Source organism: Glaciihabitans sp. GrIS 2.15 (assembly GCF_035984695.1).
GTDB lineage: Bacteria > Actinomycetota > Actinomycetes > Actinomycetales > Microbacteriaceae > Lacisediminihabitans.
Map to the genome: position 1 here is coordinate 13,283 of NZ_JAXCHU010000008.1, position 13,605 is coordinate 26,887.

At 66.3% G+C, this 13,605-nt stretch carries 16 protein-coding genes; 13 read left to right on the plus strand and 3 right to left on the minus strand.

Annotated features, from left to right (window positions below):
- The first annotated feature begins 19 nt into the window (after positions 1-19).
- The 5 genes from RCH11_RS12180 to RCH11_RS12200 all read left to right on the plus strand — a co-directional run bounded on the left by RCH11_RS12180 (position 20) and on the right by RCH11_RS12200 (position 4,428).
- Positions 20-628 (plus strand): GNAT family N-acetyltransferase, encoded by a 609-nt coding sequence (locus tag RCH11_RS12180; RefSeq protein ID WP_327057284.1) that lies wholly within the window; start codon positions 20-22, stop codon positions 626-628.
- Between the two features lie 61 nt (positions 629-689).
- On the plus strand, positions 690-1,799 hold the full coding sequence (locus tag RCH11_RS12185) for a ThiF family adenylyltransferase (RefSeq protein ID WP_327057285.1): 1,110 nt from the start codon (positions 690-692) through the stop codon (positions 1,797-1,799).
- A gap of 37 nt (positions 1,800-1,836) precedes the next feature.
- Positions 1,837-3,042 carry a molybdopterin molybdotransferase MoeA gene (locus RCH11_RS12190; RefSeq protein ID WP_327057286.1) on the plus strand — a complete coding sequence of 402 codons (1,206 nt, stop codon included), beginning with the start codon at positions 1,837-1,839 and terminating at the stop codon, positions 3,040-3,042.
- Positions 3,039-4,019: a bifunctional molybdenum cofactor biosynthesis protein MoaC/MoaB gene (moaCB, locus tag RCH11_RS12195; protein ID WP_327057287.1), complete on the plus strand. Its 981-nt coding sequence runs from the start codon at positions 3,039-3,041 to the stop codon at positions 4,017-4,019. Before RCH11_RS12190 ends, moaCB begins: the two co-directional genes overlap by 4 nt.
- Positions 4,012-4,428 (plus strand): molybdenum cofactor biosynthesis protein MoaE, encoded by a 417-nt coding sequence (locus RCH11_RS12200; protein ID WP_327057288.1) that lies wholly within the window; start codon positions 4,012-4,014, stop codon positions 4,426-4,428. Before moaCB ends, RCH11_RS12200 begins: the two co-directional genes overlap by 8 nt.
- 44 nt (positions 4,429-4,472) lie before the next feature.
- Here the strand turns inward: RCH11_RS12200 and RCH11_RS12205 are convergent, their stop codons facing one another.
- A complete protein-coding gene (locus RCH11_RS12205; protein WP_327057289.1) occupies positions 4,473-4,796 on the minus strand; it encodes a hypothetical protein in 324 nt (107 codons plus the stop codon).
- 202 nt (positions 4,797-4,998) lie between these two features.
- Between RCH11_RS12205 and RCH11_RS12210 the strand changes: the two genes are divergently transcribed.
- The 3 genes from RCH11_RS12210 to RCH11_RS12220 all read left to right on the plus strand — a co-directional run bounded on the left by RCH11_RS12210 (position 4,999) and on the right by RCH11_RS12220 (position 8,802).
- Positions 4,999-6,489 carry an alkaline phosphatase family protein gene (locus RCH11_RS12210; protein WP_327057290.1) on the plus strand — a complete coding sequence of 497 codons (1,491 nt, stop codon included), beginning with the start codon at positions 4,999-5,001 and terminating at the stop codon, positions 6,487-6,489.
- Complete coding sequence (locus RCH11_RS12215) at positions 6,489-7,058, plus strand: hypothetical protein (RefSeq protein WP_327057291.1); 570 nt, start codon at positions 6,489-6,491, stop codon at positions 7,056-7,058. Before RCH11_RS12210 ends, RCH11_RS12215 begins: the two co-directional genes overlap by 1 nt.
- Positions 7,059-7,425: 367 nt before the next feature.
- Positions 7,426-8,802, plus strand: a complete 1,377-nt coding sequence (locus RCH11_RS12220; protein WP_327057292.1) for a hypothetical protein — start codon at positions 7,426-7,428, stop codon at positions 8,800-8,802.
- Between the two features lie 398 nt (positions 8,803-9,200).
- Here RCH11_RS12220 and RCH11_RS12225 read toward each other — a convergent pair whose 3' ends face one another.
- Complete coding sequence (locus RCH11_RS12225) at positions 9,201-9,473, minus strand: MoaD/ThiS family protein (RefSeq protein WP_327057293.1); 273 nt, start codon at positions 9,471-9,473, stop codon at positions 9,201-9,203.
- Positions 9,466-10,563, minus strand: a complete 1,098-nt coding sequence (moaA, locus tag RCH11_RS12230; RefSeq protein WP_327057294.1) for a GTP 3',8-cyclase MoaA — start codon at positions 10,561-10,563, stop codon at positions 9,466-9,468. Before moaA ends, RCH11_RS12225 begins: the two co-directional genes overlap by 8 nt.
- A 263-nt stretch (positions 10,564-10,826) precedes the next feature.
- Between moaA and RCH11_RS12235 the strand changes: the two genes are divergently transcribed.
- The 5 genes from RCH11_RS12235 to RCH11_RS12255 all read left to right on the plus strand — a co-directional run bounded on the left by RCH11_RS12235 (position 10,827) and on the right by RCH11_RS12255 (position 13,583).
- Positions 10,827-11,600 (plus strand): hypothetical protein, encoded by a 774-nt coding sequence (locus RCH11_RS12235; RefSeq protein WP_327057295.1) that lies wholly within the window; start codon positions 10,827-10,829, stop codon positions 11,598-11,600.
- A gap of 36 nt (positions 11,601-11,636) precedes the next feature.
- Positions 11,637-12,230, plus strand: coding sequence for a sulfite oxidase-like oxidoreductase (locus RCH11_RS12240; RefSeq protein ID WP_327057296.1), 594 nt, complete (start codon positions 11,637-11,639; stop codon positions 12,228-12,230).
- A gap of 7 nt (positions 12,231-12,237) precedes the next feature.
- The gene (locus tag RCH11_RS12245) at positions 12,238-12,993 is read left to right on the plus strand and encodes a ferredoxin reductase (protein ID WP_327057297.1); all 756 of its coding nucleotides are present in this window, start codon (positions 12,238-12,240) and stop codon (positions 12,991-12,993) included.
- Positions 12,993-13,250, plus strand: coding sequence for a DUF6510 family protein (locus RCH11_RS12250; RefSeq protein WP_327057298.1), 258 nt, complete (start codon positions 12,993-12,995; stop codon positions 13,248-13,250). Before RCH11_RS12245 ends, RCH11_RS12250 begins: the two co-directional genes overlap by 1 nt.
- A 186-nt stretch (positions 13,251-13,436) precedes the next feature.
- The gene (locus tag RCH11_RS12255) at positions 13,437-13,583 is read left to right on the plus strand and encodes a hypothetical protein (RefSeq protein ID WP_327057299.1); all 147 of its coding nucleotides are present in this window, start codon (positions 13,437-13,439) and stop codon (positions 13,581-13,583) included.
- Positions 13,584-13,605 lie beyond the last annotated feature (22 nt).

Sequence of the window (13,605 nt, forward strand, 5' to 3'; positions counted from 1 at the left end):
GCCCCTCTACGCTGGGTCCATGGAACCCTCTGGCTCTTTTCCGGCGGTGCGAGTCGCCACCATCGATGACCTCGACGGCGTCGTCGCCACACTCACCTCGGCGTTCTTCGACGATCCGCTGTGGGGACCGGCTTTCCCCGATCTCACTCACCGCGAAGCCCAGGCCTCCGCACTCTGGCGCCTTTTTGCTGGATCCGCACTGCGCTATCCCTTCACCTATCTCACCGAAAACACCGAATCAGTGGCGGTGTGGATACCGCCGGGCGGTATCGACCTGACCGAAAACGAGTCCCTCGGGTTTGAGTCCTTCCTCGTCGACCTGGTGGGTGAAGAGGCGGCGAAGGGCATCATGGTCATTTCGGCGCAGTTCGAGGAGGTTCGCCCGACCGAGCCGCACATTTACCTCAGCCTGCTCGCCACCCACCACGACCACCGCGGTAGAGGACTGGGCATGGGCCTGTTGCGCGAGAACCTGGAGCGCATCGATGCTCTCGGCGGGGCCGCCCACCTCGAATCGTCCAACCCGGTCAATGATGCGCGATACCGCAGCGTCGGATTCGAGCGGCAGGGCGAGTTCACCGTCGCGTCGGGTCACATCATCACCACCATGTGGCGGTCGGCCCGATAGCGCAGGTGGGCAGGGCGACGTCAACGGCCTAGCTCCCACCCACACCTGCAAGAATCGAAGGATGCCAGCATCCCCGCCGCCAGCAACCCCGCCGCCGACCGGCACGAATAGCGCCCGATACTCCCGTCAGGTCGCGCTTCCCGGCTTCGGACCGGAGGCCCAGCAAAAGCTAACGGACGCTCGCGTGCTCGTGATCGGCGCTGGCGGACTCGGTAGCAGCGTGATTCCGGCACTGGCCGCTGCGGGCGTCGGAACCATCGGCATCATCGACGACGACACGGTGGAGCTCAGCAACCTGCATCGCCAGCTCGCCCACGGCATCGCGGATGTCGGACGCGCCAAAGTGCACTCGGCAGCCGACACGGTGGCGGACATCGATACCGCGACCGTGGTGAACGCCCTCGACGGGCGCCTCACCGCCGACATGGCGCTTGAACTCTTCGCCGGCTACGACCTGGTCGTGGACGGCAGCGACAACTTCCCCACCCGCTACCTCGCCAACGACGCGGCGGCGCTCACCGGCATTCCTCTCGTTTGGGGCGCTGTCTCGCAGTACGCCGGACAGGCCGGGGTCGCCTGGGCTGCACGCGGGCCGCAGTACCGCGACCTCTTCCCCGCTCCCCCACCGCCGGGGTCCGTGCTTTCCTGCGAGGCCGGCGGCGTGCTGCCGAGCGTCGTCGCCGTGATCGGGTCGATCATGGCCAGCGAGGTCGTGAAAATCATCACCGGTATCGGAACTCCCCTCATCGGGCGGGTCACCACCTTCGATGCCCTCACCGGCGTATTCCGCGAGCTCGCCTACGCGCAAGATCCGACGGCCGCAGCGATTACCGAGTTGATCGATTACGAGCTGTTCTGCGGCATCCCGAATGCGATATCCGTGGATGAACTGGCCGCCTCCCTCGGCGCGGTCACCCTCATCGACGTTCGCGAGCCCTGGGAAGCTGCGATCGCGAGTCTGCCCGGGTCGACGCTGCTGCCTCTCGGATCGCTCGAGACTAACCTCGCCGGAATCGAGCGCTCGAAACCGGTAGTCGTCTACTGCCACGCGGGTATCCGCTCGGCGAGCGCCGTCGCGCTCCTCGGCGAGCACGGCATCCCCGCCCGCAGCCTCGACGGCGGCATCGACGCCTGGTCCCGCCGCATCGACCCGAGTGTCGCGAGGTACTGAGGTGTCGCGAAGTACTGAGGTTTCGCGAAGTACTGAGGTGTCACACCGCACCGTCGACGAGTATGCGGCCCACGTTCGCGCCCTCATCACGCCGGCCCTGCCGACCGGTCTCGACACCGTTGCCGTCGGGGCGGCCCTTGGGCGCGTGACCGCGGCCGCCATCCTCTGTCCCGTGGATCTGCCGCTCTTTCGCAACTCGCAGATGGACGGGTTCGCCGTCGTTGCGGCAGACCTCGCCACCCTTCTGCTCACCAGCCTGCCGGTAACCCTGCCGATCGTCGGAGAAGTCGCAGCCCGACCCGGGACTCCCCCACCTCTCGTCTCGGGTACCGCGGTGCGCATCATGACCGGTGCCGTCGTGCCGGAGGGAGCGGATGCCGTCGTGCCGGTCGAGGACACTTCGTCAACCGCCGACACGGTCACCGTCACCCGCGCCCGCGCCATCGGCGAATACGTGCGCGACCGCGGCAGCGACCTGCGTGCCGGGGACCCCCTGCTTCCGGCCGGACTCCGCCTCGCCTCCCGCCACCTCGCCGCGCTCGCCGCCGCGGGCATCGAAGAGATCGAGGTGCGCCGCCGCGTGCGGATCGTCGTGATCAGCACCGGCGCGGAGCTTGCGCCGGTGGGGCGGAGAGCCGAGCCTGGCGAAATCTACGACTCGAACAGCGCGGCGCTGACGGCGGCCGCGACCGCCTGCGGTACCGAGGTGACCTACGCGATCCATCCGGTCGAGGATGCGGTCTCGCAGTTTCGAGAAACCATGGTGTTCGGTGTCGCAAATGCCGACCTCATCCTCACCTCCGGCGGAATCTCGATGGGTTCCTACGAGGTGGTCCGCGAGTTTTGGCACGCCAACGGCGGCGAGGTCGGCCACATTGCGATGCAGCCAGGCGGGCCCCAGGCATCCGGCGTCTTCAACGGCGTGCCGGTGATCAGCTTTCCCGGTAATCCCGTGAGCACCCAGCTCTCCTTCGAGGTCTTTGTCGCCCCGATCCTGCGGGAGGCCGCCGGCCTTCCGGCCGCGCGCCGCCAGACGCGCACGCTCATCGCCGACCTGCGGTCCGCTGCCGGCACTCGCCAGTTTTTGCGCGGGCGCGCCCTGCCCGATGGTCGAGTGGAGGTCGTGGGTGGCCCGAGTTCCCACCTCGTGGCCGGCCTCGCGGCATCCGACCTGCTTCTCGACATTCCGGAAGGCATCACCGAACTGAAAGCGGGCGACCCCGTGGAGACGATCGACCTGTGAGCGGCAACGGTAACTCCCTCAGCCATCTCGACTCCGACGGTCGCGCCCGCATGGTGGATGTCGGCGACAAGGCCATCACCGCCCGCACCGCGACCGCGACCGGTCGATTCATCACCACGCCGGCGGTCATCGCGCTCGTGCGCGCCGACGGACTTCCCAAGGCCGATGTGCTCGCCACCGCGCGGATCGCCGGCATCTCGGGGGCGAAGAAGACCAGCGAACTCATCCCGCTCTGCCACCAGGTGCCGCTCTCCTCGGTGAGCATCGACTTCTCCTTCACGGATGACTCGATCCTCGTCTCGGCGACGGCGAAGACAATCGGCCAGACCGGGGTCGAGATGGAAGCCCTCACCGCGGTGGCGATCGCCGGGCTCACCCTTCACGACATGGTGAAGGCGGTCGATCCAACCGCCGAACTCGGCGAGATCCGGCTCGAATCGAAGACCGGCGGCAAGCGCGGGCACTGGACGCGGCACGGCGGATCTGCGCCGGTCCGACTCAGACCCGGCACCGCCGCCGTCGTCGTTGCGTCCACCGGAGGAGCCGCCGGAATGCGTGAAGACACCACCGGACCGGTGATCGCGGACTGGCTCGCCGGGCACGGTTTCGCGGTCGACGCGGTCACCGTGGTGGCGGATGCCGACATCGCCACCGAACTCGGCCGGGTCGTGGCATCCGCTCCCGCCGTGATCATCACGACCGGCGGCACCGGTCTCAGCCCCACCGACCGCACCCCGGAAGCCACCCGCGCACTGCTTGATCGCGAGCTCCCCGGAGTGGCCGAGGCGATCCGCGCACGCGGGCTCGCTGCGACCCCGACCGCGGCGCTCAGCCGCGCGGTCGCCGGCACCGCCAACGGCACCGTTGTCGTGAACCTGCCCGGATCCACCGGCGGGGTGCGCGATGGTCTCGCCGTGCTCGAGGGGCTGCTCGAACACCTCGTCGCGCAGATCGCCGGGGGTGGCGCCCATGGGTAACGACATCCTCGCGCTCATCTCGGTCGAGCCGATCGATGCCACCGCCATCGAGAACTTCGTGATGGATGACGAGAAGGGCGCCCTCGTCACGTTCCGCGGCGTGGTGCGCAACCACGACCACGGACTCGCTGTCGTCTCGCTGGAATACTCCGCCCACCCGGATGCCGCGCGCTTCCTCGAGGACTGCTGCCGGACGATCGCGACCGAGACCGGCCTCCGTGTGGCCGCCGCGCATCGCATCGGGCCGCTCGTGGTCGGCGATGTCGCGCTCGTCGCCGCAGTCTCTGCAGCTCACCGCGGAGAGGCTTTCTCGGCCTGCGAGCGCCTCGTCGACCTGATCAAGCAGACCGTGCCGATCTGGAAGCGCCAGCATCTGGCCGATGGCGCCACCGAGTGGGTCGGGCTGTAGCCCTGTCGGAACGCACGGGAACCCACCGACAACGTTCCGGGCGATCAGGCGGCGTACTGCAGCGCCACGAATGCCCAGGATGCCACTGCCCCAAGTGCTCCGACGACCACGCGCACCCGGCGGGAGCGGTGCCAGGGCACAAAGATCACCAGCGCAGCAGTCACGAGTCCGGCTCCGACGATGAAGGCGACCACAGCGCCGGGGTCCGCCGAGAGTCCGAACCCACCGCCGCTGCACCCGCTTACCCCGCAGCGGCTGATCTTGGCTCCCAGGATGGATTGTAGGTCGATCAACACGGCGACCACTGCAATCCATAGAAGGTGCAGCAGCCGGCGCCGGTCGCCTGTGGCCACCGCGATTCCGCTCATGGAAGAGTCCTCATTGTTCGACACCCTACCGGCTGCGTGGATGCTGCCCGGGATGGTGCATTCGACCTCCGGTCACTTCGTTCCCGTTCAATTAGTTACTTGACGTCAAGTAGTCACCTGACGTTCACCTTCGGGCACTTTACGACAACCCCTCCGCGGTCCACTATTGAAGTACGATTCCGGCCAGTGGAGGCGCTTCCCAATGAAACTCACTCGAACAAAGAAGACGATCATTGCGGGCATCGCAGCCCTCGCAACGATGGCGGGAGTCGGCCTCGTCGCGGCACCCGGCTTCGCATCCGGCGCAGACGACAATCACCGCAGCGAGTTCCACGCCCCCAAAGTGGGTCACGTGTGGACCATCATGCTCGAGAACAAGTCCTACGAGTCCACCTTCACCGGGCTCAACCAGAACGACTACCTGTGGAAGACGCTCCCCTCCTACGGAGAGCTGCTCACCCAGTACTACGGCACCGGGCACTACTCGCTCGACAACTACATCAGCGCCGTGTCCGGACAGGCGCCGGCGCCGGCCAACCAGGCCGACTGCGCCCAGTACACGAATGTGGCGCCGGGTCTGCCGGCCGCCGACGGCCAGGTGTACGCGTCGAGCGGCTGCGTCTATCCGGCATCCGTTCAGACGATCTTCAACCAGCTCGACGCGAAGAAGGTCTCCTGGAAGGTCTACAACCAGGACATGGGCAACAACCCGGCCCGCGAGAATGTCTACAAATGCGGCATTCCCGGCGACCCCTCGGGCGCCGGCGTTGTCGATCCGGGTGGATCGACCCCGACCGACCAGTACGTGGTCAAGCACAACCCGGCCGCCTGGTTCCACTCGGTGATCGATAACCCCGCGGACTGTGCGAACGTCGTGCCGCTCGACGGCTACGCCGCTACCACCGGTCACGCCGCCATCCCGAGCCTCGCCGATGACCTCAAGTCAGAGAAAACCACCCCGGCATTTTCCTGGATCACCCCGAACAACTGCTCGGATGCGCACGACGCCACCTGCAAGGGCGACAACCTTTCGGGCGACCCGAACAACCACCAGGGCGGTCTGTACGCCGCCGACCTGTTCCTGAAGAAGTGGATCCCCTCCATCATGGGCTCGGCCGCCTTCCAGAAGGACGGTGAGATCCAAATCCTCTTCGATGAGGCCTTCCCGCCCTACAAGATGTACGGCAACTCGATCGCCGACCAGCAGTACGCGGCGGACAGCAAATTCGGAACGGACAGCGGCACCGGGGCATCAGCCCAGGCCGAAGCCGACACTGCTCAATCGGTGGTGGCCTGCTGCGGTGAACTGCCCGGACCGAACACCACCCAGCCCGGATTCCAGGCTTTCAATCAGGACACCACCCCGGGCGGTGGCGTCACCGGTGCGGTGCTGATCAGCCGATTCATCACTCCCGGTTCGGTGAGCGCCCAGCCCTACAACCACTACAGCTGGTTGCGCACTATCGAGGACACCTTCGGCATTCACCGAGGTGGAATCGATGGGGATGGCCACCTCGCCTACGCGGGTACCGACGGCCTTCGACCGTTCGGACCGGATGTTTACAACAATGCTGCGGGGCGCGCCCTGAAGCCCTCTCCATCGGGCAGTTCCCTCTATCCGGCAACGGCAAGTATCAACGAACTCCCCCAGCCGAAGATCGTCACGAAATCCGTGCCGGTCGACGACAAGTAATGCTGTCCCGCCGGGACTTGAGCGCGACAGCACTGTTGTCGGTGCTTCTACTCGGGATGCTGTGCGGCTGCAGCGCTCCCCCCACCGCCCAGTCCGTGACGGCCTCGCTCGGCGCGGTGCCCATCCCCACCGCTCCGGCCGTGGATCCGATGCCGACCGCCACCATCGGGAAGCCTCAACTGCTCGCTATGGGGGCGTCGACCCTGGTGATCTTGGACCCTGCGACACGCGGCATCGCCACCGCCACCGGTCCCGATCAGAGGATCACCCAGCCCGCGGCATCCGGTACCGCATCATTGCCGGGCGCCACCACCTCCGCGACGATCACTCTGGCAGTGAAATCTGCAAGCGGCTCGATCTCCCTCGCCGTCTCAGACTTGGTCTGTCGCAATCAGACTGGCGCCGTCATCCCCCTCACGGCGGTCGGTCCGTCGAGCGCGACCGCCACTGCCGGAGACACCGCACAGCTGGTGGTTTCGGGTACTTTCACGAGCGGAGCAGCCCAGGTGACATGGCAGCCGGCCGGACATCCGCTCGCCCTGTGGGACTTCACTATCGAACTGGATTAGGTGTTCTTTCCACGCAGGTTTTCAGCGTTCTGCATTGCTCACGATACGAACGCTGCCCTCACCCAACTCGACCAGGACCACATCACATTCCTCGCCCGATACTGATTCAGCAGTTCCGAACCAGGCGCTGATCGACTTGGCCCATTTCGCACCACCACCACACCCAAGACTGAACGATTCCCGCGTGAGCGGAGGGCACCTCTCCGCTCCTTCTCACACCCCTGACTGTGAGCAATTGCCCTGGCACGCAGATTTCTCGCGCAAAGTAGCGCACGCAGTCGCACGGCTTGCGGATAGTTGACGGGCTGGCTGCGGCTCACTCGCCGATGGGCGCCCTTATCGCACCGCGCACTGATATGAATGGGGGATGCTTCTGGTCGGGTTGTGCCTGGGGGTCGGCGCACTGCTCGTGCTTTCGTCGATCGTATTCGTGCGTCGCGCGCTCGTGTACTCGTCGAACCGCACCCTCATCGCCGTCGTGGTCTGGCAGCTCGTGTCCGTCGTGGCATTGCTCGTGTGGAGCTCGAACACCGCGCGTCCCGACCTCGTTGAGCTTCCCGGCTGGATCGCGCTCGGCTTCGTCGCCTTCGCTGTGCCGCTCGCGGTCGGCGCCCTACTCGACGGGAAGTGGTCCGTACCCCCACGCCCTGGCCTGAAGATCGTGACGATTGCGCTCCTAGCGCTCACCCTCACGGGATCCGTCGGCGCGGTCGCGGCGGCGATCGTGCCCAGCCTGAGTCGCACCACGGTGGCCGGCAAGCAGGTTCCCATCACCGCAGAAACGCTTCAGAACGGGTACTCGATGGCCGTTCATATTCCGCCAACGACATCGGGGTTCTCAGCACGGGATGCGAACCTGTGGGTGCCGCCGGGCTATATCCTCCATCCGGATGTTCGCCGCCCTGTCGTCGAGACCATGATGGGCCAACCCGGTGATGCGAGTCTGGGCGCAACCCTGAACGCCCTTCATGCCCTCGGGTCGAACGCGCTGCAGAATGCGCCTTTCGTGCTCGTCGTCGATCAGCTCGGTGGTCGCAACCTCAACCCCCCGTGCCGTGACACCGTTGCCGGCAGAGTGACCACCTACCTCTCCGTTGACGTGCCTCGGTGGATCCGCGCTAACCTCCCGGTACCCGACACGCGCACCTACTGGACCGTCGCGGGCTATTCTCACGGCGGCGACTGTGCCGAGTTTCTCGAGGCGACCTTCCCATCGATCTGGTCCAACATGATCAGCGTCTCGGGACCAGACCGGCCCGGAACCCCGCACGTCGCCTACGCCATCGCGCACTACTTCGGCGGCAGCCAGGCAGCCTTTGACGCGTCACTCACCGCTACGGCGTTGAGGGCACATGGGCACTATAAAGACACGGTCGCCACGTTCGCCACTGGCGCGCTCGACACGAAATACGGACCGGGTGTGATCGAGGTGGCAAGCCTCGCTGACGAGGCCGGCTGGCATGTCTCCACCATCATCGTGCCGAACTCGGATCACATCGGTGTCACCCTCAACGAGGGTCTCAAGTTCGGATATCACAAGCTCCTCACCACGGGACGTTTCCCGACGGAGGGTGCGACACCGCCACGCTATCTCTGCTCGTCGCAAGCGACCCCGTCCACCTGCGGTGGCTACCAGAGCGCAACGCTTGCGGGATCCATCGCCCTCATCGACCAGGGGCTCGTGATTGCGTTCTTCGTGATCCAGCTCCTGCTGCGCCTGCGCTCCAACCCGAAGCCCGAATAGCGGCGCTCACCGGTCGCGCGCTACTCGCTGTTGTGGGTGCGTCGATTCCCCCTGCGCGCCCGAGACAGCACTAGGGGCGAACGACAACGCGAGGCACCGCAGGAGAGCTCGAACGACACACGACGGTGACCAACCGTGGAGATGGCGGGGGAATTGAACCCCCGTTCAGTGTCGTGCTCACATGCGTTTTCCGGGCCCGGTCTGCTCCGATGCCGCGGATAAATCGACGCCAACCCGCCCTCACAGCTCCACGGATGCGACCCGCTCGATCGCTATCGACGCCGGCTCAGGCTCCGCGTTTGCCGTTGCAACGCGCCTGCCGGGTTCGCCGGCCGGGCCGTCCCGGTATCACTCGGGGTTCCCGTGCTGGTGAACGAACAGCCGACTGGCGGTGCTGCTCAGCCGCCGGCGAAAGGCGGCAGCACATCCACGCGATTGCCGACAGCGAAGGAATCATCACGACTGACCACCCCGTCGACCAGGAATGAACCGGATGCCAGTACCCGGGCCATCGCGTCGCCGTACTCGTGCACCAAAAGCGCCCGCAACTGCCCAACGGTTCCAACGGTGGGGAGAAGGTCCTCGTCCCGTCCCGCTGCCTCTGCTGCCGACGCGAAGTAGCGGACGAGGACCTTGCGCCCCTCGTCGTCCCACTGAGCCACCTCAGCCACCGATGGCGCCCATGCTGCGCTGCGGACGCACGAAGTCTGCCCGGTCCATTCCGTGTCCGGCCTGTTTGCCCCACTGGGCGGCGCGCCACCACTGCGCGATCGTCGCATCCTCGGAACCGTTCCGCAACAGTGCCCGCAGGTCGGTCTCGTCGTCGCCGAACAGACAGGAGCGAACCGTCCCTTCGGCCGTGACGCGGGTGCGGTCGCAGGCTTCACAGAACGAGCGCGTCACCGAGGCGATAATACCGACAGTGGCCGGGCCGCCCTGCAGGTGATATCCGTCAACAATCCACTCTTCGGCGGGGGCGGAGGGATCTTCACGGTGCGGCTGGCTGAGGGTGAAGCGCGCGCCGAGCACATCGAGCAGCTCCGCGGCATCCACCATATTGTCGCGAGCCCAGGCCTCATCGGCGTCCAGCGGCATCTGTTCGATGAAGCGCAATCGCACGCCGTTGGCGAGGGACCACTCCAGCAGGTCCGCCGCGCCCGCGAGGGTGTCACGCATGAGCACCGCGTTGATCTTGAGCGGCGTGAGTCCGGCATCTTTGGCCGCCCGGATACCGGCGAAGACCGAGGGCAGCCGGTCACGGCGGGTCAGGCGGGCGAAATGGTCGCGGTCCACGGTATCGAGGGAGATATTGATGCGGGTGAGGCCCGCCTCCACCAACTCGTGGATACGGTGATCGAGCCCGATGGCATTCGTCGTCATCGAGATCGACGCGGTGCCGCCTCCCGGAAGCCCCGCGACGGCTGACGATTTACGGATGATCTCCGCCAGATCCGCCCGCATCAGCGGCTCTCCGCCGGTGAAACGGATGTCGTGAACCCCGAGATCGCGCACGGCGATGCCGACGAGACGCGCGATTTCCGTAGCCGTGAGCAGGTCGTCCCGGGCGATCGCCGGAAGCCCCTGTTCCGGCATGCAGTAGGTGCAGCGCAGCGAACACTTCTCGGTGATCGAGATTCGCAGGTCTCGTGCCGTGCGGCCGAACTGGTCGAGCAGTCCCGCATCGTCGGGACGCCCGGCGGTTGGCGGAAGGCGAGCGGGGTCGCGCCGAATCCCGGGGATGCCGAGCGCGAGGGAAGTCATGGATTCAGCCTACGTGACAGCGTCGGGGCGAATTCTGCGCACCGCCCGCAAGATCGCAGCACCGCCAGCGAGTACCGCCATGGAGCGCCGCCATCGAGCACCGCCGCGCCGAAGTCGAGCAGGCTCCGGCATCCGCGTTTCGGCGACGCGGCCGCCTTGACGATCACACCAGCCGCCGAGGTAGCAGGTCGCGACTTTTGCCTCGGCGGGGGATCCGAGACCCTGGGCGCGCGGGCCAGCGTCCGACATGGAAGAGTTGACCCATGCCCGACGAAACGCTGCGACTGCCGAACTCCATTTTCCAGGCGGTATTCGACCTCGGCGACAAGCGTGCGGCGAAGATCGAGCTTCCGACGGCGCTGCGCGAGCCCGAGATTTTCGCCGAATGGCAGGACGATGAGAAGCTGGTCTCGTTTTACGTCGGATTCGACGACGGGCAGCTGCATCTCGATCTCGGCGCGTCCGGAGCAGAGCACCACTTTCACGGATCGGATGGTGATGCGAGCGAGACCAGCCCGTGGAATGATGCCGACACGGTCGTGCTGCTGAGGTGGTCCACCGCTCTCGCCGCCAATTTCTTCGAGCGGATGCCCGAGCTCATGGAAGACATCGAGGAAGCCGCCGCGTGGCATGAGGAGGGCTTTCCCCTCTACGTCTGCGAAACCGAGCCCGCGCAACTCGACCTCATCGAGGTGGAGATCGAAGGCGAGATCCTCACCCTGCCCTGGCTCGGTTCGGGAACGGTGAACCAGGACCATGTCGACGGCGAGAATCATCCGATCGCACTGCTCTGGAATCCGGTGGATGGTGCAATTCCCGATCGCACCATCGCCCGTGCCTGGCTCGACCCGATCTCCGGCGAACCCGTCACGTCCGCCGAAACCGGCGTCGACTGGTCGGCCGTCGGCCTTGAACGCGAGGAGGTGCTCCCCTGGCTGGAGGGCATCTATCTAAACCACCACATCACCCCGGATGCCGAGATCGAGCTGGTGCACGCGGTACTTGAGCGCATGGGCGGCCTCGACCGCGAGCAGTAACGATCGGTACGCTGGTTCCAACCGAAGGAACATCTCATGGCTGTCATCTCTCGCGGTTTCACCGGCCGCAGTCGCGAACACACACCCGAGCTTCCTCCCGGGCAGTACCTCACCACAGATTTTCCGGTGCTGTCGGCTGGCCCCACCCCCGACATCGGCACCACGGACTGGTCGTTCAGCATCCGTACTGACGACGCCACGCTCCATACCTGGAGCTGGGATGAGATACACGCCCTGCCGATAGAAAACATCGATACGGACATCCACTGCGTCACCCGCTGGTCGAAATTCGGTACGAGCTGGCGTGGGGTCTCACTCGACACCCTGTTCGCTGGCATAGAGGCGAGTGACGAATATGTGATGGCCCACTCCTACGGTGGTTACACAACAAATCTGCCACTGGAGGACCTGCTGGGCGGCAAGGCTTGGGTCGCCTTCGAGTTCGACGGCGAGCCGCTCGATCCCGAGCACGGCGGGCCGGCGCGACTGCTCATCCCCCACCTGTACTTCTGGAAGAGCGCGAAGTGGATCCGCTCGCTCACGATGATGCCCTCGGACGAACCGGGTTTCTGGGAGCAGAACGGCTACAACATGTACGGCGACCCGTGGCTCGAGCAGCGCTATTGGTGACCGGCTGGTGATATCAGAACGTGAGACCCGGGATGCGCCACCGCACCGGATTGGCCTCTGGCACGTCGGCGTCGTGGTCTCGACTCACACCGAAACGCCCACCGGCCGCAGCATCGTGCTTGACGTTCCGGGCTGGGGGGGCAACCTCGCCGGCCAGCATGCGGATGTGCGCCTGACCGCGTCGGACGGCTACCAGGCGGTGCGCTCGTACTCCATCGCATCGGCAGGGGACAGCGACCGGGTCGAACTCGCCGTTGACCGCTTCCCCACTGGCGAGGTCTCCCCCTACCTCGTCGACGACCTGCTCCCCGGGGACGAGCTCGAGCTTCGCGGTCCGCTCGGCGGCTGGTTTGTCTGGAAGCCGACGCAGACCGAGCCGGTGCAGTTGATCGGCGGAGGGTCCGGAATCGTGCCGCTAATGGCGATGATCCGCTCCCACACCGATTCCGCCAGCACCGCGCCCTTCCGACTGCTCTATTCGGTGCGGACTCCGGATGACGCATTCTTCCGCTCAGAGCTGGAGCGACCCACACCCCACCTTGACGTCACCTGGCTCTACACCCGCCGCGTGCCGGACGGCTGGCCACGGCCGGCTGCGCGCATCTCGCTCGCCGACCTCGCGGCATCCGTCTTCGCGTCGTCCCTCTCCCCTGCCGTATTCGTCTGCGGACCCACGGGGTTCGTCGAAGCCGTTGCGACAGATCTCGTGGCGCTCGGTCACGACCCTCAGCGTGTCAAGACCGAACGATTCGGAGGGGCCTGATGCCGGAACCCGTCGACGGCAACTCTCTCGCCGGACCTCTCTCTGAGCTGTTTTCGGCGGATCTCACGACGGCGACCGCGCGCTGTCTCGGTTGCGGCGACTTGTCGGAACTCGCTCGCGCCACGGTATACCCCGATCCCACTGGCTATGTCGTGCGGTGCGGCCAGTGCGACGACGTGCTCATGGTGATCGTCGAGGAGCCCAACAGTATCTGTCTCGAGCTGCGCGGAATGTCGTGGCTAAAGGTGCCCCGCTAGCGAAGTTCTCCCGCGGAGGTGTTCCCCGTGGCAGTGTTCCCCGCTGCAGTGTTCCCCGTGGCGGGGGTTGTGCCGACTCGCGGAGGCGTGCGCGCACCCCGGCGGGGGTTATGACTCCCTCCACGAGGGCGTATCCCCGCCGCAGTGTTCCCCGCCGCAATGTTCCCCCGTGGCCGAGTTCCCCCCGTGGCCGAGTTCCCCGCGGCCGAGTTCCCCGCGGCCGAGTTCCCCACGGCAATGTTCCCCGCGGAAGTGTTCCCCACCGCAATGCACCCCGCGGCGGGGGTTGTGCCAGCTCGCGGCGGCGTGGGCGCAGCGCGGCGGGGGTTGTGACTCCCTCCACGAGGGCGTATCA

Bases quoted from the DNA above. Each gene is read 5' to 3' on its own strand.
- moaA (WP_327057294.1), bottom strand. From the start codon at position 10,563: ATGACTTCCCTCGCGCTCGGCATCCCCGGGATTCGGCGCGACCCCGCT.
- RCH11_RS12235 (WP_327057295.1), top strand. From the start codon at position 10,827: ATGCCCGACGAAACGCTGCGACTGCCGAACTCCATTTTCCAGGCGGTA.
- RCH11_RS12250 (WP_327057298.1), top strand. From the start codon at position 12,993: ATGCCGGAACCCGTCGACGGCAACTCTCTCGCCGGACCTCTCTCTGAG.
- RCH11_RS12220 (WP_327057292.1), top strand. From the start codon at position 7,426: ATGCTTCTGGTCGGGTTGTGCCTGGGGGTCGGCGCACTGCTCGTGCTT.
- RCH11_RS12200 (WP_327057288.1), top strand. From the start codon at position 4,012: ATGGGTAACGACATCCTCGCGCTCATCTCGGTCGAGCCGATCGATGCC.
- RCH11_RS12180 (WP_327057284.1), top strand. From the start codon at position 20: ATGGAACCCTCTGGCTCTTTTCCGGCGGTGCGAGTCGCCACCATCGAT.
- RCH11_RS12205 (WP_327057289.1), bottom strand. From the start codon at position 4,796: ATGAGCGGAATCGCGGTGGCCACAGGCGACCGGCGCCGGCTGCTGCAC.
- RCH11_RS12210 (WP_327057290.1), top strand. From the start codon at position 4,999: ATGAAACTCACTCGAACAAAGAAGACGATCATTGCGGGCATCGCAGCC.
- RCH11_RS12240 (WP_327057296.1), top strand. From the start codon at position 11,637: ATGGCTGTCATCTCTCGCGGTTTCACCGGCCGCAGTCGCGAACACACA.
- RCH11_RS12185 (WP_327057285.1), top strand. From the start codon at position 690: ATGCCAGCATCCCCGCCGCCAGCAACCCCGCCGCCGACCGGCACGAAT.
- RCH11_RS12215 (WP_327057291.1), top strand. From the start codon at position 6,489: ATGCTGTCCCGCCGGGACTTGAGCGCGACAGCACTGTTGTCGGTGCTT.